The organism is Shewanella aegiceratis (assembly GCF_019457495.1).
In the GTDB taxonomy this organism is placed as follows: domain Bacteria; phylum Pseudomonadota; class Gammaproteobacteria; order Enterobacterales; family Shewanellaceae; genus Shewanella; species Shewanella loihica.
In genome coordinates this window covers 112,946-135,843 of record NZ_CP080416.1, presented here as the reverse complement: position 1 = coordinate 135,843, position 22,898 = coordinate 112,946, and the positions used below count along the sequence as shown (strand labels likewise).

21 protein-coding genes are annotated in these 22,898 nt (G+C 56.9%); 18 read left to right on the top strand and 3 right to left on the bottom strand.

From position 1 onward, the window contains the following. The first annotated feature begins 36 nt into the window (after positions 1 to 36). Genes coxB through K0H80_RS00605 form a run of 4 tightly spaced genes read left to right on the top strand, consistent with a single transcriptional unit; the run spans position 37 to position 4,665 of the window. Complete coding sequence (gene coxB, locus K0H80_RS00620; RefSeq protein ID WP_220072773.1) at positions 37 to 1,602, top strand: cytochrome c oxidase subunit II; 1,566 nt, start codon at positions 37 to 39, stop codon at positions 1,600 to 1,602. Between the two features lie 36 nt (positions 1,603 to 1,638). After that, the gene (gene ctaD / locus K0H80_RS00615) at positions 1,639 to 3,222 is read left to right on the top strand and encodes a cytochrome c oxidase subunit I (RefSeq protein WP_220073887.1); all 1,584 of its coding nucleotides are present in this window, start codon (positions 1,639 to 1,641) and stop codon (positions 3,220 to 3,222) included. 1 nt (position 3,223) lies between these two features. Continuing rightward, entirely contained in the window at positions 3,224 to 3,793 is a 570-nt protein-coding gene (locus tag K0H80_RS00610; protein WP_220072772.1) for a cytochrome c oxidase assembly protein, read from the top strand. Beyond that, complete coding sequence (locus K0H80_RS00605) at positions 3,790 to 4,665, top strand: cytochrome c oxidase subunit 3 (RefSeq protein WP_011863931.1); 876 nt, start codon at positions 3,790 to 3,792, stop codon at positions 4,663 to 4,665. The genes K0H80_RS00610 and K0H80_RS00605 overlap by 4 nt, the downstream gene beginning before the upstream one ends. Before the next feature lie 15 nt (positions 4,666 to 4,680). On the opposite strand, the gene K0H80_RS00600 is transcribed toward K0H80_RS00605, so the two are convergent. Continuing rightward, on the bottom strand, positions 4,681 to 4,899 hold the full coding sequence (locus K0H80_RS00600; RefSeq protein WP_220072771.1) for a DUF2909 domain-containing protein: 219 nt from the start codon (positions 4,897 to 4,899) through the stop codon (positions 4,681 to 4,683). On the opposite strand from K0H80_RS00600, the gene K0H80_RS00595 reads away from it, so the two are divergent. The 12 genes from K0H80_RS00595 (at position 4,898) to K0H80_RS00540 (ending at position 17,049) form a co-directional block, all read left to right on the top strand. Further along, complete coding sequence (locus K0H80_RS00595; RefSeq protein WP_220072770.1) at positions 4,898 to 5,647, top strand: SURF1 family protein; 750 nt, start codon at positions 4,898 to 4,900, stop codon at positions 5,645 to 5,647. The two genes, K0H80_RS00600 and K0H80_RS00595, sit on opposite strands and share 2 nt — an antisense overlap. Positions 5,648 to 5,836: 189 nt before the next feature. Next, positions 5,837 to 6,388: a redox-active disulfide-containing membrane protein gene (locus tag K0H80_RS00590; RefSeq protein ID WP_011863928.1), complete on the top strand. Its 552-nt coding sequence runs from the start codon at positions 5,837 to 5,839 to the stop codon at positions 6,386 to 6,388. Further along, entirely contained in the window at positions 6,388 to 7,371 is a 984-nt protein-coding gene (locus K0H80_RS00585) for a COX15/CtaA family protein (protein WP_220072769.1), read from the top strand. The genes K0H80_RS00590 and K0H80_RS00585 overlap by 1 nt, the downstream gene beginning before the upstream one ends. A 12-nt stretch (positions 7,372 to 7,383) precedes the next feature. Further along, positions 7,384 to 8,286 carry a heme o synthase gene (gene cyoE / locus K0H80_RS00580; RefSeq protein ID WP_220072768.1) on the top strand — a complete coding sequence of 301 codons (903 nt, stop codon included), beginning with the start codon at positions 7,384 to 7,386 and terminating at the stop codon, positions 8,284 to 8,286. Between the two features lie 4 nt (positions 8,287 to 8,290). Continuing rightward, complete coding sequence (locus tag K0H80_RS00575) at positions 8,291 to 8,926, top strand: SCO family protein (protein WP_220059569.1); 636 nt, start codon at positions 8,291 to 8,293, stop codon at positions 8,924 to 8,926. A 164-nt stretch (positions 8,927 to 9,090) separates the two neighbouring features. Next, entirely contained in the window at positions 9,091 to 9,390 is a 300-nt protein-coding gene (locus tag K0H80_RS00570) for an STAS domain-containing protein (protein WP_220072767.1), read from the top strand. Then, positions 9,387 to 9,749 carry a response regulator gene (locus K0H80_RS00565; RefSeq protein ID WP_033538855.1) on the top strand — a complete coding sequence of 121 codons (363 nt, stop codon included), beginning with the start codon at positions 9,387 to 9,389 and terminating at the stop codon, positions 9,747 to 9,749. The genes K0H80_RS00570 and K0H80_RS00565 overlap by 4 nt, the downstream gene beginning before the upstream one ends. Positions 9,750 to 9,770: 21 nt before the next feature. Then, complete coding sequence (locus tag K0H80_RS00560; RefSeq protein ID WP_220072766.1) at positions 9,771 to 11,831, top strand: chemotaxis protein CheA; 2,061 nt, start codon at positions 9,771 to 9,773, stop codon at positions 11,829 to 11,831. A gap of 28 nt (positions 11,832 to 11,859) precedes the next feature. Beyond that, positions 11,860 to 12,417, top strand: coding sequence for a chemotaxis protein CheW (locus K0H80_RS00555; RefSeq protein ID WP_220072765.1), 558 nt, complete (start codon positions 11,860 to 11,862; stop codon positions 12,415 to 12,417). Positions 12,418 to 12,439: 22 nt separating this feature from the next. After that, entirely contained in the window at positions 12,440 to 15,034 is a 2,595-nt protein-coding gene (locus K0H80_RS00550) for a methyl-accepting chemotaxis protein (RefSeq protein ID WP_220072764.1), read from the top strand. 109 nt (positions 15,035 to 15,143) lie between these two features. Further along, positions 15,144 to 15,974, top strand: a complete 831-nt coding sequence (locus K0H80_RS00545) for a CheR family methyltransferase (RefSeq protein WP_220072763.1) — start codon at positions 15,144 to 15,146, stop codon at positions 15,972 to 15,974. A gap of 28 nt (positions 15,975 to 16,002) precedes the next feature. Further along, a complete protein-coding gene (locus tag K0H80_RS00540) occupies positions 16,003 to 17,049 on the top strand; it encodes a protein-glutamate methylesterase/protein-glutamine glutaminase (protein ID WP_220072762.1) in 1,047 nt (348 codons plus the stop codon). Between the two features lie 58 nt (positions 17,050 to 17,107). Here the strand turns inward: K0H80_RS00540 and K0H80_RS00535 are convergent, their stop codons facing one another. Beyond that, positions 17,108 to 18,154, bottom strand: a complete 1,047-nt coding sequence (locus K0H80_RS00535; RefSeq protein WP_220072761.1) for a polysaccharide deacetylase family protein — start codon at positions 18,152 to 18,154, stop codon at positions 17,108 to 17,110. 22 nt (positions 18,155 to 18,176) lie between these two features. Here K0H80_RS00535 and K0H80_RS00530 point away from each other — a divergent pair, with 22 nt between their 5' ends. Continuing rightward, positions 18,177 to 19,529, top strand: a complete 1,353-nt coding sequence (locus tag K0H80_RS00530) for an MATE family efflux transporter (protein ID WP_220072760.1) — start codon at positions 18,177 to 18,179, stop codon at positions 19,527 to 19,529. A gap of 33 nt (positions 19,530 to 19,562) precedes the next feature. On the opposite strand, the gene nfuA is transcribed toward K0H80_RS00530, so the two are convergent. After that, positions 19,563 to 20,141, bottom strand: coding sequence for a Fe-S biogenesis protein NfuA (gene nfuA, locus K0H80_RS00525; RefSeq protein WP_144202418.1), 579 nt, complete (start codon positions 20,139 to 20,141; stop codon positions 19,563 to 19,565). Positions 20,142 to 20,348: 207 nt separating this feature from the next. On the opposite strand from nfuA, the gene K0H80_RS00520 reads away from it, so the two are divergent. After that, a complete protein-coding gene (locus tag K0H80_RS00520; protein WP_220072759.1) occupies positions 20,349 to 22,886 on the top strand; it encodes a M14 family zinc carboxypeptidase in 2,538 nt (845 codons plus the stop codon). Positions 22,887 to 22,898 lie beyond the last annotated feature (12 nt).

Genomic DNA, 22,898 nt, shown 5'->3' with positions numbered 1-22,898 from the left:
TGTAGTTGCCTTCGCAATTGACAGAGGAGAAGTCTAGTGAAGCAAGTGTTGTGTTGTTTGCTGGCGTTGCTATTTACGCCCACCATACTCGCAGCAGATATGCCCCTGAACATGACATCAGGGGTCACAGAGATCAGCAATAAGGTGTTTAGCCTTCATATGACGATTCTCTATATCTGTTGTGCCATAGGCCTAGTCGTCTTTGGGGTGATGATCTACGCCATCATCAACCATAGGCGCTCTAAGGGTGCCGTCGCGGCAAACTTTCATGAGAGCACTAAGGTAGAGATCGCCTGGACGCTCGTTCCCTTTGTCATCTTGATCCTCATGGCCATCCCGGCCACCAAGACCCTCATCGCCATGGAAGATCCCAGCAATGCCGATCTCACCATCAAGATCACTGGCTCCCAATGGAAATGGCACTACAGCTACTTCGATCAAGACATCAGCTACTACAGCCTGCTGGCGACCCCCAGAGAACAGATAGAAGGTAAGGAGACCAAAGGCGAACACTATCTGCTGGAGGTCGACAAGCCACTGGTATTGCCGGTTAATCGTAAAATCCGCTTCCTGATGACCTCGGAGGATGTGATCCACTCCTGGTGGGTACCGGCCTTCGCGGTAAAGAAAGATGCTAACCCAGGCTTTATCAACGAGGCCTGGACCCGCATCGACAAGCCAGGCATCTACCGCGGCCAGTGCGCCGAGCTTTGCGGCAAGGATCACGGCTTCATGCCGATAGTGGTGCAAGTACTTTCCGAGGCCGATTTCGACAACTGGATTGTCGAGCAGGAAGCACAGGCCAGCGCGGCCGCCGCCGAGGCGCAGGCTGCACTGTCGAAGACCCTGTCGAAAGAAGAGCTGATGACCCAGGGCGAACAGGTCTATATGGCCCGCTGCGCCGCCTGCCACCAGCCAAATGGTGCCGGTTTACCTGGCGTCTTCCCATCACTCATAGGCAGCCCAATCATCAAGGGCCCTGTCGCCGATCACCTAGATGTGGTGCTACATGGCCGCTCCGGCACAGCGATGCAGGCCTTCGCCCAGCAGCTCACCGCTACAGAAATAGCCGCAGTGGTTACCTTCGAGCGAAACGCCTGGGGTAACGACACCGGCGATACGGTTCAGGCAGCCGATGTCAACCAGGCAAACTCAGGCGCATCGAACGGGGCTAATACAGGAGCAGATACAGCTGCCGAAGCGGTTCAATCTGTGCCTACCCCGGCAGCCGAATCGAGTGCGGCAGCAAGCTCCGCCGCCGAGGAATCTCAAGCACCTGTGTTAGACGATCTGACCATGGACGAGCTGATGGCCAAGGGTGAAAAGGTATATCTCGGCCACTGCGCCGCCTGTCATCAGGCCACCGGCATGGGATTACCCGGCGCCTTCCCCGCCCTAAAAGGCAGCGCCATCGCCACAGGACCAGTTGAGAATCACCTAGACATAGTGCTTCACGGTAAGCCTGGAACCGCCATGCAGGCCTTCGCCAGCCAGTTAACGCCACAGGAACTCGCCTCGGTGATCACCTATGAGCGTAACGCCTGGGGTAACAACACAGGCGACATGGTTCAGGCAACAGACGTCAATCAACAGGGTCAATAGGGAGGCATTATGAATGCAATAACGCGTGAAGCAGATATGGATGCCACTCATATTGGCGAACATTCGACCCGCCATGAGGAGCACCCGACGGGCATAAAGCGTTGGCTGTTTACCACCAACCATAAAGACATAGGCACCCTGTATCTCTGGTTCAGTTTCATCATGTTCTTGACCGGCGGCGCCATGGCCATGGTGATCCGTGCCGAGCTGTTCCAGCCGGGTCTGCAACTGGTGGAGCCCAACTTCTTCAACCAGATGACCACGGTTCATGGCCTCATCATGGTGTTTGGCGCCGTGATGCCAGCCTTTACCGGCCTAGCCAACTGGCTGATCCCTATGATGATAGGCGCGCCGGATATGGCCCTGCCGCGGATGAACAACTGGAGCTTCTGGATCTTGCCCTTCGCCTTTGCGATCCTGCTCAGCTCGCTGTTTATGGAGGGCGGCGGGCCTAACTTTGGCTGGACCTTCTACGCCCCGCTGTCGACGGCCTATAGCCCGGACAGCACGGCGCTGTTTGTCTTCTCGGTACACATCATGGGTATCAGCTCCATCATGGGCGCCATCAACGTGATCGTGACCATAGTCAACATGCGCGCTCCGGGCATGAGCTGGATGAAGCTGCCACTGTTCGTCTGGACCTGGCTGATCACCGCCTTCTTGTTGATCGCCGTGATGCCGGTACTCGCAGGTACAGTGACTATGGTACTGACCGACAAGTTCTTCGGCACCAGCTTCTTCGACGCCGCCGGTGGTGGTGACCCTGTGATGTTCCAGCATATCTTCTGGTTCTTCGGCCATCCCGAGGTCTACATCATGATCTTGCCGTCCTTCGGCATCATCTCCGCCATAGTACCGGCCTTCAGCCGCAAGAAGCTGTTCGGCTACTCCTCCATGGTGTACGCCACCGCCAGTATCGCGATCCTCTCCTTCCTGGTCTGGGCACACCACATGTTTACTACTGGCATGCCTGTGTTCGCCGAGCTCTTCTTCATGTACTGCACCATGTTGATCGCCGTGCCGACCGGGGTGAAGGTATTTAACTGGGTCGCCACCCTCTGGCGCGGCTCGCTCACCTTCGAGACGCCCATGCTGTTTGCGCTGGCCTTTATCATACTCTTCACCATAGGTGGCTTCTCCGGGCTGATGCTGGCCATCACGCCGGTGGATTTCCAGTACCACGACACCTACTTCGTCGTGGCCCACTTCCACTATGTGCTGGTCTCAGGGGCTATCTTCTCCATCATGGCGGCGGCCTACTATTGGCTGCCTAAGTGGACCGGGCATATGTACAGCGAGAAGCTAGGTAAACTGCATTTCTGGTGCTCGGTGATCTCGGTGAACGTGCTCTTCTTCCCCATGCACTTCCTAGGGCTGGCGGGCATGCCGCGACGTATTCCGGACTACTCGATTCAGTTTGCCGACGTTAACCAGATAGTCTCTATCGGCGGCTTCACCTTCGGCCTGTCGCAGCTGATCTTCCTGGTGGTGGTGATAAAGTGCATCCGCGGCGGCGAGCCAGCACCCAGCAAGCCTTGGGATGGCGCTGAGGGACTGGAGTGGACATTGCCGAGTCCGGCCCCCTACCACTCATTCTCTACACCACCCGAGGTGAAATAGCATGACGGACACTAAGGCGTACTCCGACCGTAAGCTGATCGGCCTACTGCTGTTAGGTTGCGTGGGCATGTTCGGCTTCGGATTCGCCTTGGTGCCCTTATACGATGTGCTATGTGAAAAATTAGGCATCAATGGTAAGACGCAATCGACCGCCGCCGAATATAAGGCGGTGACCATTGACACCAGCCGCACGGTAACAGTGGAATTCATGGCACAGACCCAGAAAGATATGCCCTGGGTCTTCGCCCCCGAGATGAAACGCATTCAGGTGCATCCGGGTGAGGTAATTCGTACTCAGTTTCATGCCAAAAATCTCTCGGCGCAGCAGATTGTCGGACAGGCTATTCCCTCTGTCTCTCCGGGACAGGGCGCGGCCTATTTCCACAAGACAGAGTGCTTCTGCTTTAACCAGCAGAAGCTCGATGCCAATGCCGATGCGCAATTACCTTTGATCTTCTATGTCGATACCGAGCTGCCCGAGCAGATCTCGACTCTGACTCTCTCTTATACGCTATACAACATCACCGACAAGGGGTACGTAGATGATGTTGAGCAAGGAGCTGCGAAATGACAAGCAAACATGAACACTACTATGTCCCCGCCCAGAGTGCCTGGCCCATCATAGGTGCCTTCGGCCTCTTCCTCATCGCCTATGGCGCCGGCAGTTATGTACAGCAGTTACAGACGGAGCAGACCAGCGGCGGCTATATACTTACAGCCGGGATCGCCGTCATCCTCTACATGGTCTTCGGCTGGTTCAGGACAGTGATCGGCGAGTCCATGTCCGGCCTCTATTCCAAACAGATGGATCGATCCTTCCGCCAGGGAATGAGCTGGTTTATCTTCTCCGAGGTGATGTTCTTTGCCGCCTTCTTCGGCGCCCTGCTCTACGCCCGCACCATAGCCGTGCCCTGGCTCGGCGGCGCCTCGAACAATGCCATGACCCACGAGGTACTCTGGCCCAATTTCCAGGCGGTCTGGCCTCTGGTCACCACACCCGATGGCACCAAGACTGAGGCCATGGGCTGGACGGGTCTGCCTCTGTACAACACCATCATACTGCTGACCTCATCGGTCACCCTGCATTTCGCCCATGTGAGCCTGGAGAAGAGCAAACGCACCGCGCTCACCCTCTGGTTAGGCATCACCATACTCTTAGGTCTGGCCTTCCTCTTCCTCCAAGCCAAAGAGTATGCCCACGCCTATCAGGAGATGGGGCTGACCCTGTCATCCGGTGTCTATGGCAACACCTTCTTCCTGCTCACCGGATTTCACGGCATGCACGTGACATTAGGGACCATCTTTCTGTTCGTCCTCTTCTTGCGGGTACTGAGGGGACATTTCACACCGGATAAGCATTTCGCCTTCCAGGCAGGCAGTTGGTATTGGCACTTTGTGGATGTGGTCTGGCTCTGCCTGTTCGTATTCGTCTATGTGCTTTAGCGACGAATCGAGAGACTAATAGGGTCTGGGATTGGGGGTGATGATCCCCAGTCCCAAGGCAATCAATAGCAGGATCACCACCAGCACAGAGAAGAGCACACGCCGCCCCAGATACTGACTCATGGGCGCCTTGCCCTCTCCCTTCACCAAGACAAATAAGGCCCGGCCAAGATTAAAGATAATGAAGACCAATAGCAGTACTAAGACGATCTTAAATAGCAGTATTTCGCTCATGAAGGCTCCCACGGTTCGCGGTGGCACGATTTTTCTCGTTTTAGTTACTTTGCTGGTATTCACCATTCTGGTCAAGCTGGGACTGTGGCAGTTAGACAGGGCCGCCGAGAAGCAGGTGCTGCAACAGGCGCTCACCCTCAAGCAGGCCGCCGCACCGCTGGATTATCAGGGTCTGCTCGTCTTAGCCGAGCGAGAGTCCCTCACCGGCTATCGTCTGGCAGTTAAGGCGACACCTGTGGACGCCCCCATCATATTGCTGGACAACCAGGTGTATGAAGGCCATGTCGGTTATCTGGCCTACCAGGTGATGCGTGTCGAAGCCGAGGTCGAAGCAGGGGCCGAAGCCGACGCCCCTTTGCTGCTGGTCGAGCTCGGCTTTATCGACAGCGGCCTGGACAGACAGAAACTGCCCCAACTAACCAAGCTAAGCCAAGAGGTGACACTAAGCGGCCGCGTCTATCAGCGAGCCAGCAACCCCCTGAGTCAGCATCTGCTGGCCGAGACAGGCTCCCCCATGCGGATCCAGAACCTTAACCTGCCTGAGTTATCGCAAACGCTTAAGCTGCCGCTCGCCCCCGCCATACTCCAGCCCGAGGCGATACCTGGCAGCGCGCTACCCCATCCCTGGCAGCCGCTCCCCATGAGTGCCCAGAAGCATCAGGGTTACGCCCTGCAGTGGTTCTCCATGGCAACCGCCTTCCTGATGATTATGGCTTACCTTCTGATATTTAAGAGGAAAAATAAATAATCCAGTAAAGAAAAATGAGTGTCGTAACTTGTTGCGCAAAGTCAGCTGACCCTGTAGGTTAATCAATAGGCACCTTGATAAATAGGGTGCTTACCCAGGTAAATGGTCACTTCCTAGCCGTCTCGGGGAGTTGATATTTTTCGGTGTCTGGCACGCGCTAACCCATAAAATAATCAACAGAGGATTAAGATGAGATCCCCAAAGAGCCGAGGCGCAAAACCCCTACTGATCTTGCTACTGGTATTTGTCTTACCCGTTGCGGTGGCAAAGCTGGTGCTGAGTCTGAATCTCTACCATGGTGGCGTCACCAACAAGGGCGAACTCCTGCCGCCCGATACCAACTACGCCCGCCTGGCGATGGCCAACCCCATGCCCAAGCACTGGCAGATGATCTACCTGCTCCCGAGCCAATGCGATCAGGCCTGCATGAACCGACTCTACATACTGCATCAGAGCCAGATCGCCCTGGGACGGGACCAACACAGGGTCAACCCCATCATACTGCTGCAGGCAGACAGCGATCTCGCCGCGCTGCAGGAGAGTGAGTTCAGCTTCACCACAGCCCAGGCTACCGAGGCACTCAGCCAGATGCTAACCCGGGAAGAGATCATCATAGTGGATCCGCTGGGCTCCCTGGTGATGCGCTATGCCCAGGTCGAAGATGAGCAGGCCCAGCTGATGCTGGGCAAGGCGATGATCGCCGACTTAAGAAAGATGCTTAAACTGTCGAGGGTCGGCTAATGCAGATGACTTCCCTACTCAAACTCACCCTGGTCTTTACCCTGTGCGTGATACTTATGGGCGCCTACACCCGACTGTCTGACGCCGGGCTTGGCTGCCCCGACTGGCCCGGCTGCTATGGCATGATCAAGGTGCCTACCCAGAGCCATGAGCTGGCCAAGGCACAGGACAGCTTTCCCGAACACACGGTAGAACCTGAGAAGGCCTGGCTGGAGATGATCCACAGATATATTGCCGGCACCCTGGGCCTGCTGGTCGCCTTCATCCTCTTTATCAGCTTCAGGCGGCCCGATGCTCCCAAGAAGCTGCCGAGCTTTATCGCCCTGCTGATCCTGTTCCAGGCGGCGCTGGGGATGTGGACCGTCACCATGAAACTCATGCCCGTGGTGGTGATGTCCCACCTGATCGGCGGCTTTACCCTGATCTCCTTATTGTGGCTCCTCTACCTCAGGACCAAGCCGCTACGACTACCCGGCGGCGAGCCAAGGCTTCGAAAACTAGCACCCTACGCCCTCTTCTGCCTTAGCCTACTCGTGCTGCAGATCATTCTGGGCGGCTGGACCTCCTCTAACTATGCGGCGCTGGCCTGCACCACACTGCCCATCTGCGAAGGAGACTGGGTAAGCAACCTAGACCCGCTGCATGCCTTCTATCCCCTGCATAAGACGGAAGGTAGCTACGAGTTCGGCATCCTGGATTACTCCTCCCGCATGACGATTCATGTGGCTCACAGGTTCGGCGCCATCATCACGGCGACCGCACTACTCTGGCTGGTGTATCGCATGATCAAATTCTCACACTCTCAGCTGCTGAGACGCAGCGCCTGGGTACTCCTGGGGTTATTGTGCCTGCAGATAGCCCTGGGGATCAGCAACGTAGTGCTGCACCTTCCCCTGGGGATCGCCGTGTCCCATAACGCGGGCGCCGCACTCCTGTTACTCACCTTGGTCTTCATCAACTACGCCCTGTGGCGTAAGGCATAAGGAGGCATCGCCATGGCCAAACCTATGACAATCACTAAGCCTGTCGCCACCCCGCTACCCTGGCGCGCCTACCTCGAGATGACTAAACCTAGAGTGGTCGCCCTAATGCTGCTGACTGTGTTGGTCGGCATGTGTCTGGCGGTGCCAGGCGCGGTACCGGTTCAGCCACTGATCGCCGGCCTGGTGGGCATAGGCATGATGGCGGGGGCCGCTGCGGCCTATAACCATCTGATCGACCGCCGCATCGACGGCCTGATGGCCCGCACCTATAACCGTCCGCTCCCCAAAGGCCGGGTCTCTATCACCAAGGCGCTCACCTTTGCCACCGCCATGGCGATTCTCGGCTTTGCGCTGCTCTACTGGGCCGTCAATCCGCTCACCGCCTGGCTCACCTTCGCCAGCCTCATCGGCTACGCGGTGATCTATACCGCCTATCTCAAGCGCGCGACACCGCAGAATATCGTCGTCGGCGGCCTGGCCGGCGCCATGCCGCCCCTACTGGGTTGGACGGCGATCACCGGCGAGTTTCACGGCCACGCCTTGCTGCTGGTGATCATCATCTTCGCCTGGACCCCGCCCCACTTCTGGGCGCTGGCGATCCACAGGCGCGCCGAATATGCCAAGGTCGATGTACCCATGTTGCCCGTCACCCACGGCGTCGAGTTTACTAAGACCTGCATCATGCTCTATACGGTGTTGCTGGCGCTGGCCTGCCTCTACCCTGTGCTGGTCGGCATGTGCGGCCCCCTCTATCTGGTGGGGTCGACCCTGTTGAGTTGCGGCTTCATCTATAAGGCCTGGCAGCTCAAGTATCGAGACAAACCGGGCCTGCCGATGCAGGTGTTTCGCTTCTCTATCTACCATCTGATGCTGCTCTTCTTGCTACTTCTGGTCGACCACTATCTGTGGAGCTAACGCGATGAAACCGCTATGGATAGTCCTAACCTTACTCATCTTCAGCGGCCTGGGGGCGATCGCGGCGGTTAACTTCACGGGTCAAGCGACACCGCCCGAGCTGCTCACCAGCTATCGCTATCCCCAGCAGCGACCGCTATCCCCCTTCGAGCTGACGGATCAGAACGGCAAGGCCTTCACCAACGCCCGGCTAAAAGACAAGTGGAGCCTGTTCTTCGTCGGCTACACCTCCTGCCCGGATGTCTGCCCCACCACATTGGGTAAGCTGGCGGCGGCCTATCAACAGCTGGAAGGCGTGGTGGATCTACAGGTGGTATTTCTGTCGGTCGATCCGGCGCGGGATACCCAGGCAAAACTCAAGGATTACATCAACTTCTTCAATCCCAACTTCGTTGCGGTCACGGCGCCCCACAGCCAGTTACTGCCGCTGACCCGTGAGCTGGGATTCGTCTATACCATGGTAGGCGAAGGCGAAAACTATCAGGTGGATCACAGCGCCTCCATGGTGCTCATCTCTCCCGACGGCACCCGGGTAGCCACGGTTAAACCCACCAGCCTGGATCCACGGCAGCTGCCGCAGATCCGCAACAAGAACCTCATTCATGATGTGATCGCCCTGGCGACTCACTATGGTGAATAGCGAGACTCACTGGTCAAAATTGCTCTCATCACCGCTAATGGGTTCCCCTCTTGGGAGCCCATTTAGTTAAAAAACTGTTATTTTTCAGGCAAGCCTCTTATTTACCGTCTATCTTTTGATCCTAGTGGAGTCTTATTGACAGGGATTGTAGAGGAGCCCCCCCGATGACCCAGAGTCCGATTCGCTTAGCGTCCGAGCTGACGATTCGCAACATCCAGCAGGTCCACCACGATATTGCCGAACAACTCACAGCGTCCGACACCTTGTGCGTCGATGCCAGCCAGTTGACCCGGGTCGATACCTCAGGTGCGCAGCTGCTCTACTTTTTGCATCACTATTGCCAGACGCACCACCATGCCATCGAATGGACACCGCCCGCGGAGGAGGTCGGACATACCCTGGCCGAGTTGGGGCTCGACGCGACACAGATCTTTGCGCTTGCTCAGGAGAGAATTCAGGAATGAAGAAGATACTCGCAGTGGATGATTCAGCCTCCATGCGTCAGATGGTGGGCTTTACCCTCAAGACGGCGGGATTCGACGTGACCGAAGCCTGCAACGGTGACGAAGCCTTGACCCAGGCGAAGAGCCAAGACTATGACCTGGTGATCTCAGACGTCAACATGCCAGTGATGGACGGCATTACACTGATCCGTAATCTGCGCAGCCTGCCCAACTATAAGTTCACCCCCCTGCTAATGCTCACCACAGAATCGGGCAGCGACAAGAAGCAGGAGGGACGCTCGGCCGGTGCCACCGGCTGGATAGTCAAACCCTTTAACCCCGACCAGCTGCTTGCCACGGTCAACAAGGTGTTACGTTAATCAGCGTCTGGATGGTGGGATATGGAAATCGATCTGAGTCAATTCAGCCAAGTCTTCTTTGAAGAAAGCCTAGAGGGCTTGGAAAGCATGGAGTCCGAGCTGCTGAAGCTAGATATCGCCGCGCCGGATCCCGAGGCGATCAACACCATCTTTCGCGCCGCACACTCCATCAAGGGGGGCAGCGGCACCTTCGGTTTTAACCAGGTCGCCAACTACACCCACCTGCTAGAGACGCTGCTGGATGAGATCCGCGACGGCCGCCGCGAGATGACCAGCCATCATCAGGACATTCTCCTGCTGTCGGTCGACCTGCTGCGCAACATGCTCGACGCCGTCATGCATCAGCAAACCTTCGACGATCCCATGCTCAGCGATCTGGAGCAAAAGTTTGCCGCCGAGCTATCCCAGGGCGAGTCACAAGAAGATGAAACCCAGCGCGAACACGAGACGCCAGAACAGACGACCTGGCAGATCAGCTTCAAGGCGGGCACAGACATCCTCAGGTACGGTAACGACCCTCTGCTGATGTTCAACGAGCTGGGTCAGTGCGGAGAACTCAGTGTCGAGCTGCTGCCGCAGGAGATCCCCGACTTCACCCAGTATGACCCCGAGGCCTGCCACCTCGCCTGGTCGCTCACCCTCACCACAGACCAACCCCTTTCGCGTCTTAAGGAAGCCTTCGAATGGGTCGAGGATGAGTGCGACATTGACTATCAGACTCAGCCCAAGGCGAGCGAGGCCAGTGAGATAACGACTGAGAAAGAGATAGAGGCGACGGCAGAAAGCGATATTCAGGCCAGTACTCAAAAAACTACCCCAGCTAGTGTCCAACCCGAAAAACCCGCAAGCCAGACTAGGCCCAGCGTGGTCAGCAGCAAGACCCAGGACGCAGGCTCCATCCGCGTCAGTATAGAGAAGATAGATCTGCTGATCAACATGGTGGGCGAGCTGGTGATCACCCAGGCCATGCTGGGCCAGATAGGTCAGCAGGAGGAGATGACGCCTGAGTCTTTCATCACCATGAAGCAGGGGCTGGAGCAGCTGGCCAGCCACACCCGGGATCTGCAGGAGAGTGTCATGCAGATCCGCATGCTGCCCATCAGCTTCGCCTTCAACCGCTTCCCCCGTCTGGTACGGGACATAGGCCAGCAACTGGGCAAACAAGTAGAGCTGGTCCTCAAAGGGGAGGATACCGAGCTGGATAAGACTGTGATGGAGAAGATAGTCGATCCTATGGTGCACCTGGTGAGAAACTCCCTCGACCATGGCCTGGAGACCCCAGAGGTGCGCCGTCAGAAGGGCAAACCCGAAACCGGCACCCTCACCCTCAATGCCTTCCATCAGGGCGGTAACATCATCATAGAGATCATCGATGACGGCGCCGGGCTCAACACCCAAAAGATCCTCAATAAGGCACGCGCCAAGGGACTGGTCGGCAGCGACGAAGAGCTGAGCGAAGAGGCCATTCACCAGCTGATCTTCAAACCCGGCTTCTCTACGGCAGAGACGGTCTCAGACCTCTCCGGCCGCGGCGTTGGCATGGATGTGGTGCTGAGAAACATTCACGAACTCAACGGCACCATAGAGCTGAAATCCACCCAGGACAAGGGCAGTCGCTTTACCATACGCCTGCCGCTCACCCTGGCGATTCTCGACGGTCAGTTGGTACGCATTGGCACGCACACCTATGTGGTGCCCCTAGTGGCGATTCACGAATCCCTCGAGGTGCCCGCCGCCCATATCAATCGCCTGAGTGAAGAACATGAGGTGATCCGTCTACGGGACGAATACCTGCCTGTGCTCAAGGTCTATGAGGCCTTCCATCATGAGGCAGATGCCAAACAGATTAAAGATGGCCTGGTGATGGTAGTCGATGCCAACAACGACAAGGTGGGACTCCTGGTCGACGAGCTGCTATCCCAGCAGCAGGTGGTGATCAAGAGTCTGGAAGACAACTACAGCAAGGTGGCCGGTATTTCGGGCGCCACCATACTCGGCGACGGTACCGTTGCCTTGATCATAGACATTGCCGGATTAGTCAGCCTCGCGGGCATTAACAGCACCCAAGAGCACGCCGCCTAGGAAACCAAATGAGAAGGGAGATTCATCCATGACACAGGCAGATGAAGCAGGCATCACACTCACCGCCAAAGACGATGCCAGCGACCAGTATCTTACTTTCATCATGGCCGATGAGGAGTATGGCGTCGACATACTCTCGGTGCAGGAGATCCGCGGCTGGGAACCCACGACGGTTATTCCCAACTCCCCCAGCCATGTCAAAGGGGTCATCAATCTGCGCGGCACCATAGTCCCCATCATAGATCTGCGGCAACGATTCGGTATCGCCAGCCTGGACTACGGCCCCACGACTGTAGTGATCGTCATCAAGGTCTGTGTCGGCGACGAACACAAGGTGATCGGCATAGTGGTCGATGCCGTCTCAGATGTCTTCAGTGTCCACCAAAGGGATCTGCGCGACGCCCCCGACTTCGGTGAAGAGACAGATCTCACCTTCATCAAGGGACTCGCCAATCTGGCAGATAAGATGGTGATCCTGCTAGACATAGACACCCTACTTAGCAGTGAGGTGCTGCCCGAGGCCGCCCAACTGTCAAACATCATCAATAATATCGACGCTGCTTCAACACAGGCTGTCAGCGCCTAACCCGGCAAGAGAGGAACAGAGAATGGATGCAATGAACAGCAAGACTGGCAACGCAAACAATCTGCCGATCATTGGACTGCTGATCGCTGGCGTCGCAGCCCTATTGGCCTTTACCCAGCAGCCCTCGCTCTGGGTCGGCATAGCTCAGGTGGTTGCCATCGCCGTCATCGCCTTGGGTATTCAACAACAGGGGCAGATGCAACACAGTCTGCGGCAAGCCTTCGAGGAGATCCGCCAGGCACTCGACGGCAAGAATCCGCCGAGCTTTTCCGCCTTCGACTATCCCCATTGGCCTGAGATCAGCCAGAGCCTGACCCAGCAATGGCATGCCAACCAGGGCAATCAGGCACAGCTCAGGGCACTGGAGATCTGCCAGGCCAACGTGATGTTGGCCGACCCCCAAGGCAATATTAACTTCCTCAACCAGTCGCTACGCCAGACCCTGGAAAAGGCCGAGTCCGACATACAGCAGGCGATCGCCAGCTTCAGCGTCAACACGCTTATCGGCACCAACATGGATACCTTCCACCAGCAGCCCAGCCATCAACAGAACATCATAGCTAAGCTGCAGCGCCCTCACTCGGCGCAGATTAAGGTGGGTAGCCGCATCTTTTCCTTGATCGCCTCTCCGGTGTTTGACGACGAACATCAGCGCATCGCGACTGTGGTCGAATGGCAGGATAAGACCGAAGCCCTTGCCAAGGCAGACGCAGAGAACAAGCTGGCCCAGGAAAACAGCCGCATCAAGCAGGCGCTGGATGTCTGCCGCGCCAACGTTATGGTGGCAGACGCCGACTACAACATCATCTACCTCAACGACTCTGTCACCCAGATGCTTAAGGATAATGAGCAGACGCTGCAACAGACGCTGACCAAATTCAATACCGATAGCCTGCTCGGCAGCAATATCGATCTCTTCCATCAGAACCCTGCCCATCAACGTAAAATGCTCGACAGGCTCACCGGCAGCTACGACACCAGCATCCAGGTCGCGGGACTCGACTTCACCCTGATCGCCACCCCGGTATTTGAGAATGGCGTGCGCACGGGGACTGTGGTCGAGTGGCAGGATGTCACCGAGAAGCTGGCTAAGGAGGCGAAGGAGCGTCAGCTGGCCGCCGAGAATGCGCGCATCAAGCAGGCGCTGGACAATGTATCCTCCAATACCATGGTGGCCGACGCCGATCTGAACATCATCTACATGAACAAGGCCGTCAGCCAGATGTTCAAGCAGGCGCAGAATGATATTGCCAAGGATCTGCCTAACTTCGACGCCAGCAACCTCATGGGCGTCAACATAGACAACTTCCACAAGAATCCCAGCCATCAGCGCAACTTGCTCAAGACGCTGACCACCACCTACACCAGCCAGCTCAAGGTTGGCGGACGCACCTTCCAGGTAGTCGCCAACCCTATCCGCGATCCTAACGGTGAAAGCATAGGTACGGTTGTGGAGTGGGCCGACAGAACCGCCGAGGTGGCGATAGAGCATGAGATAGACTCCATCATAGGCGCCGCCAGCAAGGGGGATCTCTCCCTGAGGGTCGGCACCCAGGATAAAGAGGGGTTCTTCCTCAACCTCTCCAACGGCCTCAACCGTCTGGTCGGCATCGCCGACCAGGTGATAGGCGATGTGGTGAACATGTTCGACGGCCTGGCCAAGGGGGATCTCAATCGTCAAATCCAGGGCGAGTATCAGGGCCAGTTCGGCAAGCTACAGGCCGATGCCAATGCCACCGCTGCCAAGCTGACCGAGGTGCTAGATGGCATCAACCAATCTGCCAATACAGTGACCTCGGGCGCCGAAGAGATCGCCCAGGGTAACGCCGACCTGAGTCAACGCACCGAGGAGCAGGCTGCCTCCCTCGAAGAGACGGCCTCCAGCATGGAGGAGATGACGGCAACCGTCACCCAGAGCGCGCAAAACGCCACGGTCGCCAATCAGCTGGCCCAGGAGGCCAACACTAAGGCCGCCCACGGCGGCAAGGTGGTGGAGCAGGCCGTGACTGCCATGGAGGCAATCAACGAATCGAGCAAGCGTATCGCCGACATCATAGGGGTGATCGATGAAATCGCCTTCCAGACCAATCTGCTGGCCCTCAATGCCGCCGTCGAGGCCGCCAGAGCGGGCGAGCAGGGACGCGGCTTTGCCGTGGTGGCTGGCGAGGTGCGTAACCTGGCACAGCGCAGCGCCGGCGCCGCCAAGGAGATCAAGGAGCTGATCCGTGACAGCGTGACCAAGGTGACCGACGGTACCCAGCTGGTGAACCAATCTGGCGAGACCCTGGAAGATATAGTACAGGCGGTGACTAAGGTCGCCGACATGATCAGCCAGATCAGCATCGCCTCGGATCAGCAATCGGCGGGTATTCAGGAGGTCAACAAGGCGATCTCCCAGATGGATGAGATGACCCAGCAAAATGCCGCCCTGGTCGAACAGGTATCGGCCGCTGGCGATGCCATGGCCGAACAGGCACGCAACATGAAGTCTCAGCTCGGCTTCTTCCAGTCTCAAGCTCCGGTGCATTCGGGCATGACCTCGTCACCGCTCTCCCTGGTGGCCGGCGATAGCCACGGTCCCCTGAACATCAGCAACGAGGAGTGGAACGAGTTTTAGGAATCTGTGGGCGCCAGAGGAAGGCGCCCCATAGAGTCGATTCGATAGCCAGCAGCCAATATCAGGCTAGGGGATGCAATTGGAACAGAGCAACGAAAAGGAATTTCCGATGGCGCAGCAAGACTTCGAATTTATTCGACAGCTTGCCTATCGCGAGTCAGGCATAGTGTTGCCAGACAGGAAGCAGCACATGGTCTACTCGCGCCTCAGCAGACGCCTGCGCGCACTCAAGTTGAACAACTTCCATCAGTATTGCCAGAGACTAGAGGACGACGGCGGCGAGTTGATCAACTTCATCAACGCCCTGACCACTAACCTCACCTCCTTCTTTCGCGAGGCCCACCACTTCGACTATTTGGAGCGGCACCTAGTGCCTCAATGGCAACAGAGACGCGACCGTCGCCTGCGCGTCTGGTCGTCGGCCTGCTCCACCGGCGAAGAGGCCTACAGCATCGCCATGACCCTGGCAAAACACTTTCCGCCCGCCAGCTGGGATCTCAAAATCCTCGCCACGGATCTCGACACTAACGTGCTGGATAAGGCCAGGGCCGGTATCTACAGCCAGGAGGCGATGGCCAACCTGCCCAAGGCGCTGCTGAACCAATATGTGGAACCCGGGCCCCATCCCGGCGAGGTCATGCTGTGCGACTCACTCAAGCGGCTAATCCACTTCAAGCAGCTAAATCTACTAGGCGAGTGGCCCATGCATGGCCCCTTCGATCTCATCTTCTGTCGCAACGTGCTCATCTACTTCGATGCCCAGACCAAGGTGAAGATCATCCGCCAGTTTCGACGACTGCTCGCCGACGATGGCCACCTGTTTATCGGTCATTCGGAGACGCTGCATAATATCTCGAGCGATTTCAAATTGATCGGCCAAACCATTTATCAACCTCAACACGCCGCCCTGGTGCGGCAACGACTCGGTGTCGGCGCATGAACCAGATGACGCAAAAGGATGGCGCCATATGATAAAAGTATTGATCATAGATGACTCACCTCTGGTCAGGCAGCTGCTTACCCATATGCTCTCACAGGCGCCGGATATCAAGGTAGTCGCCACCGCCGAAGATCCCTATGAGGCCAGGAGCCTGATCAAGCAGTTCAACCCAGATGTGCTGACACTGGATATCGAGATGCCCAAGATGGACGGCATCGCCTTTCTGCGCAACCTGATGAAGCTCAGACCCATGCCGGTCGTCATGGTCTCGACCCTGACCCACAAGGGCGCCGAGATCACCCTGGAGGCGTTGGCCCTAGGCGCGGTGGATTTCATCTCTAAGCCCAAGTCGGATCTCACCAATACATTGCTGGATTATACCGATGAGCTGATCGACAAAGTGCGCACCGCCGCCGTCAGTCATGTTAAGCCGCTCACCCGGCCGGTTGTTCAGGTCGCTGCCAACAATAAGTTTTCCCTTACCGGAGACAAGTTGATCGCCATCGGTGCCTCGACCGGTGGGACCGAGGCGATCCAGCGGGTGATCACCCCGCTGCCGGCAAATACGCCGCCGATAGTGATCACCCAACATATTCCCGCCGCCTTTAGCCTCTCCTTCGCCAAGCGACTTGACAGCCATTCGGCGATGAAGGTGATCGAAGCCAAGGGCGGCGAGCTCATAGCATCAGGCACCGCCTATCTGGCCCCTGGGGATGCTCATCTCACGGTCGAGAAACACGGCGCCAGGCTCTATACCAAGCTGCTGGACTCAGATCCTGTCAATCGACATAAACCTGCGGTGGATGTGCTATTCAACAGTATCGCCGACTGCTTTGGAGCCAACACCATAGGCATACTGCTGACAGGAATGGGAAAAGATGGTGCCCTGGGGCTGGAACGCCTCAAGGCTGCCGGCAGTCACACCATAATACAGGATGAGGCCAGCTCTGTGGTGTGGGGCATGCCGGGCGCTGCCGCCGAGCTCAATGCCCACAGGGAGATACTGCATCTGGATAAGATCCCCGCCCGGCTGATGCAACTACTCAATACCGGCAAGACGGCGGAGATCTCCTAGGGCTTACGACTCATTTAGCTAATCTAGTCAATAACCTAGGTCGACTCATCTACCTAGGCTACTCCTTCACCCAGGTGCCGTCGTTTTTCGGCCGAACCCAGGCCTGGGAAAACCAATAATAGCGTCCGCTCGCCTTGCTTGGGGCGGTGCAGTTATAGCGCGAACGTCCCGGCGGCAGGTCTGTCACCGCCTGTATACTGAAGGTATCTTCACTTTCCCAGCTCGGCTTCATGGCGCCTTGTCCCTGCACAAAGCACATCACCTGTCCGGCGATAATATCTGTCATATCTAAGGTCACCTGCATCTCGGGCCGCCACTGCCCCTGAGGCAGTTGGGTATTGCGCGGGGTGATCGCCAACACAGGCATATTCAGGCTATAGAGCTTGGCCTTGAGCGAGGTGAGATCCGCATAGGCTCCCGCCACCGGGAAGCGCGGCAAGGCGGTAAGTGACGAGTAACCGCCGGCGGCGCCAGACTGCTGGCCGAAGCCCACGAAGCCCAGCTTCTGCACCAGCGTCTCTAAGGCCGTGTTATATTCGCCATAGGGATAGGCTAACATCTTCACGCTCTGACCGGTTTTCGCCTCTATCTCGGCCTCGGTAGCAAGTAGATTTTCTGTAATTCTACTCAGCCAGGTCTGCTCATCCTCACCGTGTAGACGGCGAATAAGATGCTCATGGCCCCAGCTGTGGTTGGCCAGCGTCACCCCCTCATCGCTCAGGCGTTTCAGGGTCGCCCAACTCATCACATTCTTATGCTTGCGCTCTATAGGGTCGATGGAGATAAAGATGGTGTAGGGATAGCCGAACTCCTTCAGGATAGGATGGGCGGTATCGGCAATGTTCTGATAGCCATCGTCGAAGGTGATGACCACCGTCTTGTCCGCCAGCTCTCGTCCCTGTTTTATCGCCTCGACCACTTGGCCCAAGGGCTTGACCTTGAAGCCATTCTCCCTCAGATAGCTCATCTGCTCTCTGAACTGAGCAGGTGTCACACTGGTCACCTTAGGGGTATCCTCGGATACATGATGATATTGTAGAATCACCACAGCATGAGCCGAATAACTGAGACAGGCCAATAGCGCTGCAATCACGCTTCTAAACATATTGAGTAACCTCTGAGAGTCTATGTCGCCACTAAACTTATTGTTAAATAAACAGAAAAACAGCCAGTTGTTCGCGCTCGCCGTGCCTATGATTCTGTCTAACATTACGGTTCCCCTGCTGGGGCTGGTCGATACTGCCGTCGTGGGACATCTGAGTAACGCCTATTATTTAGGGGGAGTCGCCGTCGGGTCAACGGTGATCACCCTGATTTTATGGATTCTGGGCTTCCTGCGCATGTCGACTACGGGCTTGGTAGCGCAGGCCTTCGGCGCCAAGGAGCTTAACACCCAATACCGTTTATTGATGCAGTCAGCCAGCCTGGCACTGCTGCTCTCCCTGCTGGTGCTACTCCTGCAGCAACCCATAATCGCCACGGCGATGGCGCTCTCCGACGCCAGTGAGCAGGTGCAGTATTACAGCCAGGCCTATTTTAACATCCGCATCTGGTCGACCCCCTTTGCCCTGGTCAACCTGGCCCTGCTGGGTTGGCTGCTGGGCCGCCAGCAGCCTAAGGCCGCCATGTGGCAGCTCATCGCCGCCAACCTCACTAACATACTTTTGGATCTGCTGTTCGTAATCGGACTTGGCTGGGGCGTCGAAGGAGCCGCTTTGGCCTCTGTACTGGCCGACATGACAGGCTTTGCCGTGGCCGCCAGCATGGTGGTGCGTACCATCAAGCGACAGGGAGGTTTCGAATTCCTGACCCTACTTAGCAGCCTGTCGCTCAATAGCTACCAGCGCCTGGTGCGCCTCAACCTGGATATCTTTATCCGTAGCCTCTGCCTGCAACTTGCCTTCGCCTTCATGACCTTTCAGGGAGCGAACCTGGGCGACAATACTGTGGCCGCCAACGCCGTGCTGCTCAACCTTTTGCTGCTCATCTCCTACGCCCTGGATGGTATCGCCTATTATGGTGAGGCCGAGGTGGGTCGGGCCGTGGGTGAAAAGAGCCATGAGCGCATGACCCAGAGCGTCACCCTTGCCGGGCTCTGGTCGGCCATCTTTGCCCTGTTGTTTACCCTGTTTTTTGCCCTGTGGGGCGAGCAGATCATCAAGCTACTGACCAACATCTCTGAGGTGCGCCAGGAGGCTCAGGCCTACTTGGGCTGGGTGGTCGCCCTGCCGCTACTCGCCTTCGGCTCCTACCTGTTTGATGGCGTCTATATCGGCGCCGCCCAAGGCAAGGCGATGCGTAACTCCATGATACTCGCCACCTTCGGGGTCTTCTTCCCCACATGGTTACTGTTGCAGGATTATGGCAACCATGCCCTGTGGGCCGCCATGAGTCTGTTTATGCTAACCCGCAGCCTCAGCCTGGCGCTGGATTACCACTACCGCCTCAGCAAGATGTTGACTCCAACGAAAACGGGATGACCTAAGTCATCCCGCTGTCTACTTGCTTACTCTTTATTGATAAGAGTGTTCACCGTGTTGATGTTCGGTGACATCGCGCACCCCGGTCAGCTCGCCAGGGAACATATCTAGTAGCTGCTTCTCGATACCATCTTTCAGAGTCACGTCGACCATAGAACAACCGTTACAGCCACCACCGAATTGCAGGATAGCGATACCGGCTTCGTCGATATCCACCAGCATGATGTTGCCGCCGTGGCTAGCCAGCTGTGGGTTGATCTCAGACTGGATCACATATTCGATACGCTCTTTCAGTGGCGCGTCGGCATCGACCTTACGCATCTTGGCATTGGGCGCCTTCAGGGTCAGTTGCGAACCCAGCTGGTCGGTGACGAAATCGATCGAAGCCTCTTCGAGGAAAGGAGCACTCTTCTCATCCACCATGGCATGGAAACCATTAAATTCGAGTTCTATGTCGTCTGCCTCTACGGCATCCGGCGGACAGTAAGACACGCCACACTCAGCCGAAGGGGTACCTGGACTGATAACAAAAACGCGAATATGAGTTCCTTCAGGCTGGTCAGCGAGTAGCTTAACAAAATGCGCCTGAGCTGCATCGGAAATGGTGATCATTAAGACATGCTCCGTCAGGATAAACCCGAGTGATTTAGTAAGAATTAAGCCTATAATACTCCGACTATCATCAGCTTTGTAGCCCCTTTGTCTAATAGTCGCGAGATTTTTGCCTTGGCAGTATGCTCTAAAGTCAGGTCGGAAGCTGGAAACTCATTGGCCTAACTGTTAATTTAGCCTTTATATACAATAATAAAGAGCATTACCATGCTGCGACTCTGCCTTTTGCTGCTTTCTATCGTCCCCCTGCTCGTAGGCTTTGCGACAAATGCCCAAAGCGTGATCTCAGTCGCGTCTGCAACCCAGAGTACCAGCAGCTTAGCGTCGCCCAGCGAGTTTCTCGGTTATCCCCTCGGCCAGTGGCATCTGCGCCACGATCAGATCAACTATTACCTCAAGCAGCTCGCCCAAAACAGCCCCAGAGTCAGCCTGGAATCGACGGGACAGAGCCACGAGGCCAGACAGCAGCTTACGGCGGTGATCACCTCGGCCGCCAATCAGGCCAGGCTGGCAGAGATAGTCCAGGGACGTCAGCAAGTGAAAGCGGGTAAGGCACCCGACGGGCCGCTTATCATCTGGCTGGCCTATTCGATTCATGGCGACGAGGCCAGCGGCGCCCATGCGGCGCTTGAGGTCAGCTATCGTCTCAGCCAGAGCCAGGAGCCCTGGGTGCAGGAGCTGCTGGACAAGGCCGTGGTGCTGATCACCCCATCGCAAAACCCCGACGGCCTAGATCGTTTCTCCACCTGGACCAACAACTACACAGGCAAGGTGAAGGTGAGCGATGAGAATCACAACGAGCACAGACAAAACTGGCCTGCCGGCAGGCGTAACCACTATTTTGCCGACCTGAACCGCGATTGGCTGTTCCTGCGCCATCCAGAGTCTCAAGGGCGCATCGCCCTGTTCCATAAGTGGCAGCCGCACTACCTGGGCGACTTCCACGAGATGGGCCACAACCAGACCTTCTTCTTCCAGCCCGGCGTACCGACACGTACCCATCCGCTGACCCCCAAAGAGAATCAGGCGATAACCTCAAAGCTCGCCAGTTTCCACGCCAAGGCGCTGGATGAGAGCAAGCAGCGCTACTTCACCAAACAGATGTTTGATGACTTCTACTATGGCAAGGGCTCGACCTACCCAGATATCAACGGCGCCGTGGGCATACTGTTTGAACAGGCCAGCGTGCGCGGCCAGCAGCAGGATTCTGAAAACGGCCTGCTGCGTTTTAGCCAGGCCATAGACAACCAGATCGCCACCTCCTTCTCCAGCCTCAAGGGGGCCCTGGCACTGGCAGATGAGCTGAAGCAGTATCAGAGCCGCTTCTATCAGCGCAAGGACAAACACCCGCCATCTGGGCGAGAAGCCGGCTTCCTGCTCGGCGCACCGGGGGATCCGGGCAGGCGTGACGATCTCGCCCAGCTACTGAGCCGCCATGGAATCGCCTTCTTCTATCTCAAGGACAAGATGCAGCAGGGCAGACACCAATACAGCCAGGACGACAGCCTGTTTGTCCCCATCAATCAGCCGCAGAAGACACTGCTGCTGGCGATGTTCGATCTGCGCACCGAATTTGAAGACGCCACCTTCTACGACGTCTCCAGCTGGAACCTCGCCTTCTCCTATAACCTGCAGATGGCCCGTAACGTTAACCTGAATGTCGACGACCTGCTCACCGAGCCGCAAGCCAAAACGCCCGGCATGCTCAGCAGCAATAACGTCGCGGTGTTGATCGATTGGCGACAGCAAAATGCCGCCCCCATGCTACAGACCCTGCTTAGCGAGGGCATTAGGGTCAAATTTGCCGCCAAGCCCTTCAGCCTCAAGGTCGATGGCCAGCCTCTGAACATGGAGGCCGGCACCCTGCAGATCCCAGTGGCCCAGGCCGCCATGACACCGAGAGAGCTGAGCGACAGGCTAGCATCGCTCGCCGAGCAGTATCGGGTACAGCTACAGGGAGTCGATAGCGGACTCGCCAGCTCAGGCATAGATCTCGGCAGCCCGGATTTTCATGACATCGCCCCCATCAAGGCGTTAGTAGTCACCGGCTATGGCACCTCATCGGCCGAGGTGGGTGAACTCTGGTATTTCATGGACAATCTTATCGGCGCCCCCCTGACTCAGGTGGATGTCAGTCGCCTGCCGAACATAGAGCTGACACCCTACACCCATCTGTTTTTGATGGATGGAAGCTATGCCAATCTGGATGAGAAATATGCCCGCAAGCTTGGACAGTTCGCCATTGAAGGCGGGGTGATCGTCGCGCAGAAAGGCGCGCTGCAGTGGCTCTCCAAGGGCAACCTGCTCAAGAGCGACATCAGAGAGAAGCGCTACTTCAGCCAGCTGTTTGCCACCGACGGTCTCTCTTTTGGCGATAAGGCCAAGCTGGATGCCCGCCAGGCGATCGGCGGCGCCGTATTGGCGCTGGATCTCGACACCAGCCACCCGATCACCTTCGGCCTGGGCACTAATCGCCTGCCCGTGCTGAAGAACAAGGTATTTGGTCTGAGTAAGAGCCAGGCCCCCTTCATCACGGCCGCCAGCTATGCCGACGAGCCCCTGCTGGATGGTTTCCTGGCCGAGGAATATCAGCGCAGCCTGAGTCAGACCCCGGCCATTGTGGTGGAGCGCCACGGTAAGGGCGCCCTGGTCGCCTTGGCCGATAACCTCTTGTTTCGCAATATCTGGCTCGGCTCGCAGAAGGTGTACGCCAACAGCCTCTACTTCATTCCGGCCCTACATTGATCTTCGCGCTTA

What these genes read in the sequence shown, in the direction of transcription:
- ctaD (WP_220073887.1), top strand. Translation starts at nt 1,639, where the DNA reads ATGGATGCCACTCATATTGGCGAACATTCGACCCGCCATGAGGAGCAC.
- K0H80_RS00610 (WP_220072772.1), top strand. Translation starts at nt 3,224, where the DNA reads ATGACGGACACTAAGGCGTACTCCGACCGTAAGCTGATCGGCCTACTG.
- K0H80_RS00605 (WP_011863931.1), top strand. Translation starts at nt 3,790, where the DNA reads ATGACAAGCAAACATGAACACTACTATGTCCCCGCCCAGAGTGCCTGG.
- K0H80_RS00595 (WP_220072770.1), top strand. Translation starts at nt 4,898, where the DNA reads ATGAAGGCTCCCACGGTTCGCGGTGGCACGATTTTTCTCGTTTTAGTT.
- K0H80_RS00600 (WP_220072771.1), bottom strand. Translation starts at nt 4,899, where the DNA reads ATGAGCGAAATACTGCTATTTAAGATCGTCTTAGTACTGCTATTGGTC.
- K0H80_RS00590 (WP_011863928.1), top strand. Translation starts at nt 5,837, where the DNA reads ATGAGATCCCCAAAGAGCCGAGGCGCAAAACCCCTACTGATCTTGCTA.
- K0H80_RS00585 (WP_220072769.1), top strand. Translation starts at nt 6,388, where the DNA reads ATGCAGATGACTTCCCTACTCAAACTCACCCTGGTCTTTACCCTGTGC.
- cyoE (WP_220072768.1), top strand. Translation starts at nt 7,384, where the DNA reads ATGGCCAAACCTATGACAATCACTAAGCCTGTCGCCACCCCGCTACCC.
- K0H80_RS00575 (WP_220059569.1), top strand. Translation starts at nt 8,291, where the DNA reads ATGAAACCGCTATGGATAGTCCTAACCTTACTCATCTTCAGCGGCCTG.
- K0H80_RS00570 (WP_220072767.1), top strand. Translation starts at nt 9,091, where the DNA reads ATGACCCAGAGTCCGATTCGCTTAGCGTCCGAGCTGACGATTCGCAAC.
- K0H80_RS00565 (WP_033538855.1), top strand. Translation starts at nt 9,387, where the DNA reads ATGAAGAAGATACTCGCAGTGGATGATTCAGCCTCCATGCGTCAGATG.
- K0H80_RS00560 (WP_220072766.1), top strand. Translation starts at nt 9,771, where the DNA reads ATGGAAATCGATCTGAGTCAATTCAGCCAAGTCTTCTTTGAAGAAAGC.
- K0H80_RS00555 (WP_220072765.1), top strand. Translation starts at nt 11,860, where the DNA reads ATGACACAGGCAGATGAAGCAGGCATCACACTCACCGCCAAAGACGAT.
- K0H80_RS00550 (WP_220072764.1), top strand. Translation starts at nt 12,440, where the DNA reads ATGGATGCAATGAACAGCAAGACTGGCAACGCAAACAATCTGCCGATC.
- K0H80_RS00545 (WP_220072763.1), top strand. Translation starts at nt 15,144, where the DNA reads ATGGCGCAGCAAGACTTCGAATTTATTCGACAGCTTGCCTATCGCGAG.
- K0H80_RS00540 (WP_220072762.1), top strand. Translation starts at nt 16,003, where the DNA reads ATGATAAAAGTATTGATCATAGATGACTCACCTCTGGTCAGGCAGCTG.
- K0H80_RS00535 (WP_220072761.1), bottom strand. Translation starts at nt 18,154, where the DNA reads ATGTTTAGAAGCGTGATTGCAGCGCTATTGGCCTGTCTCAGTTATTCG.
- K0H80_RS00530 (WP_220072760.1), top strand. Translation starts at nt 18,177, where the DNA reads ATGTCGCCACTAAACTTATTGTTAAATAAACAGAAAAACAGCCAGTTG.
- nfuA (WP_144202418.1), bottom strand. Translation starts at nt 20,141, where the DNA reads ATGATCACCATTTCCGATGCAGCTCAGGCGCATTTTGTTAAGCTACTC.
- K0H80_RS00520 (WP_220072759.1), top strand. Translation starts at nt 20,349, where the DNA reads ATGCTGCGACTCTGCCTTTTGCTGCTTTCTATCGTCCCCCTGCTCGTA.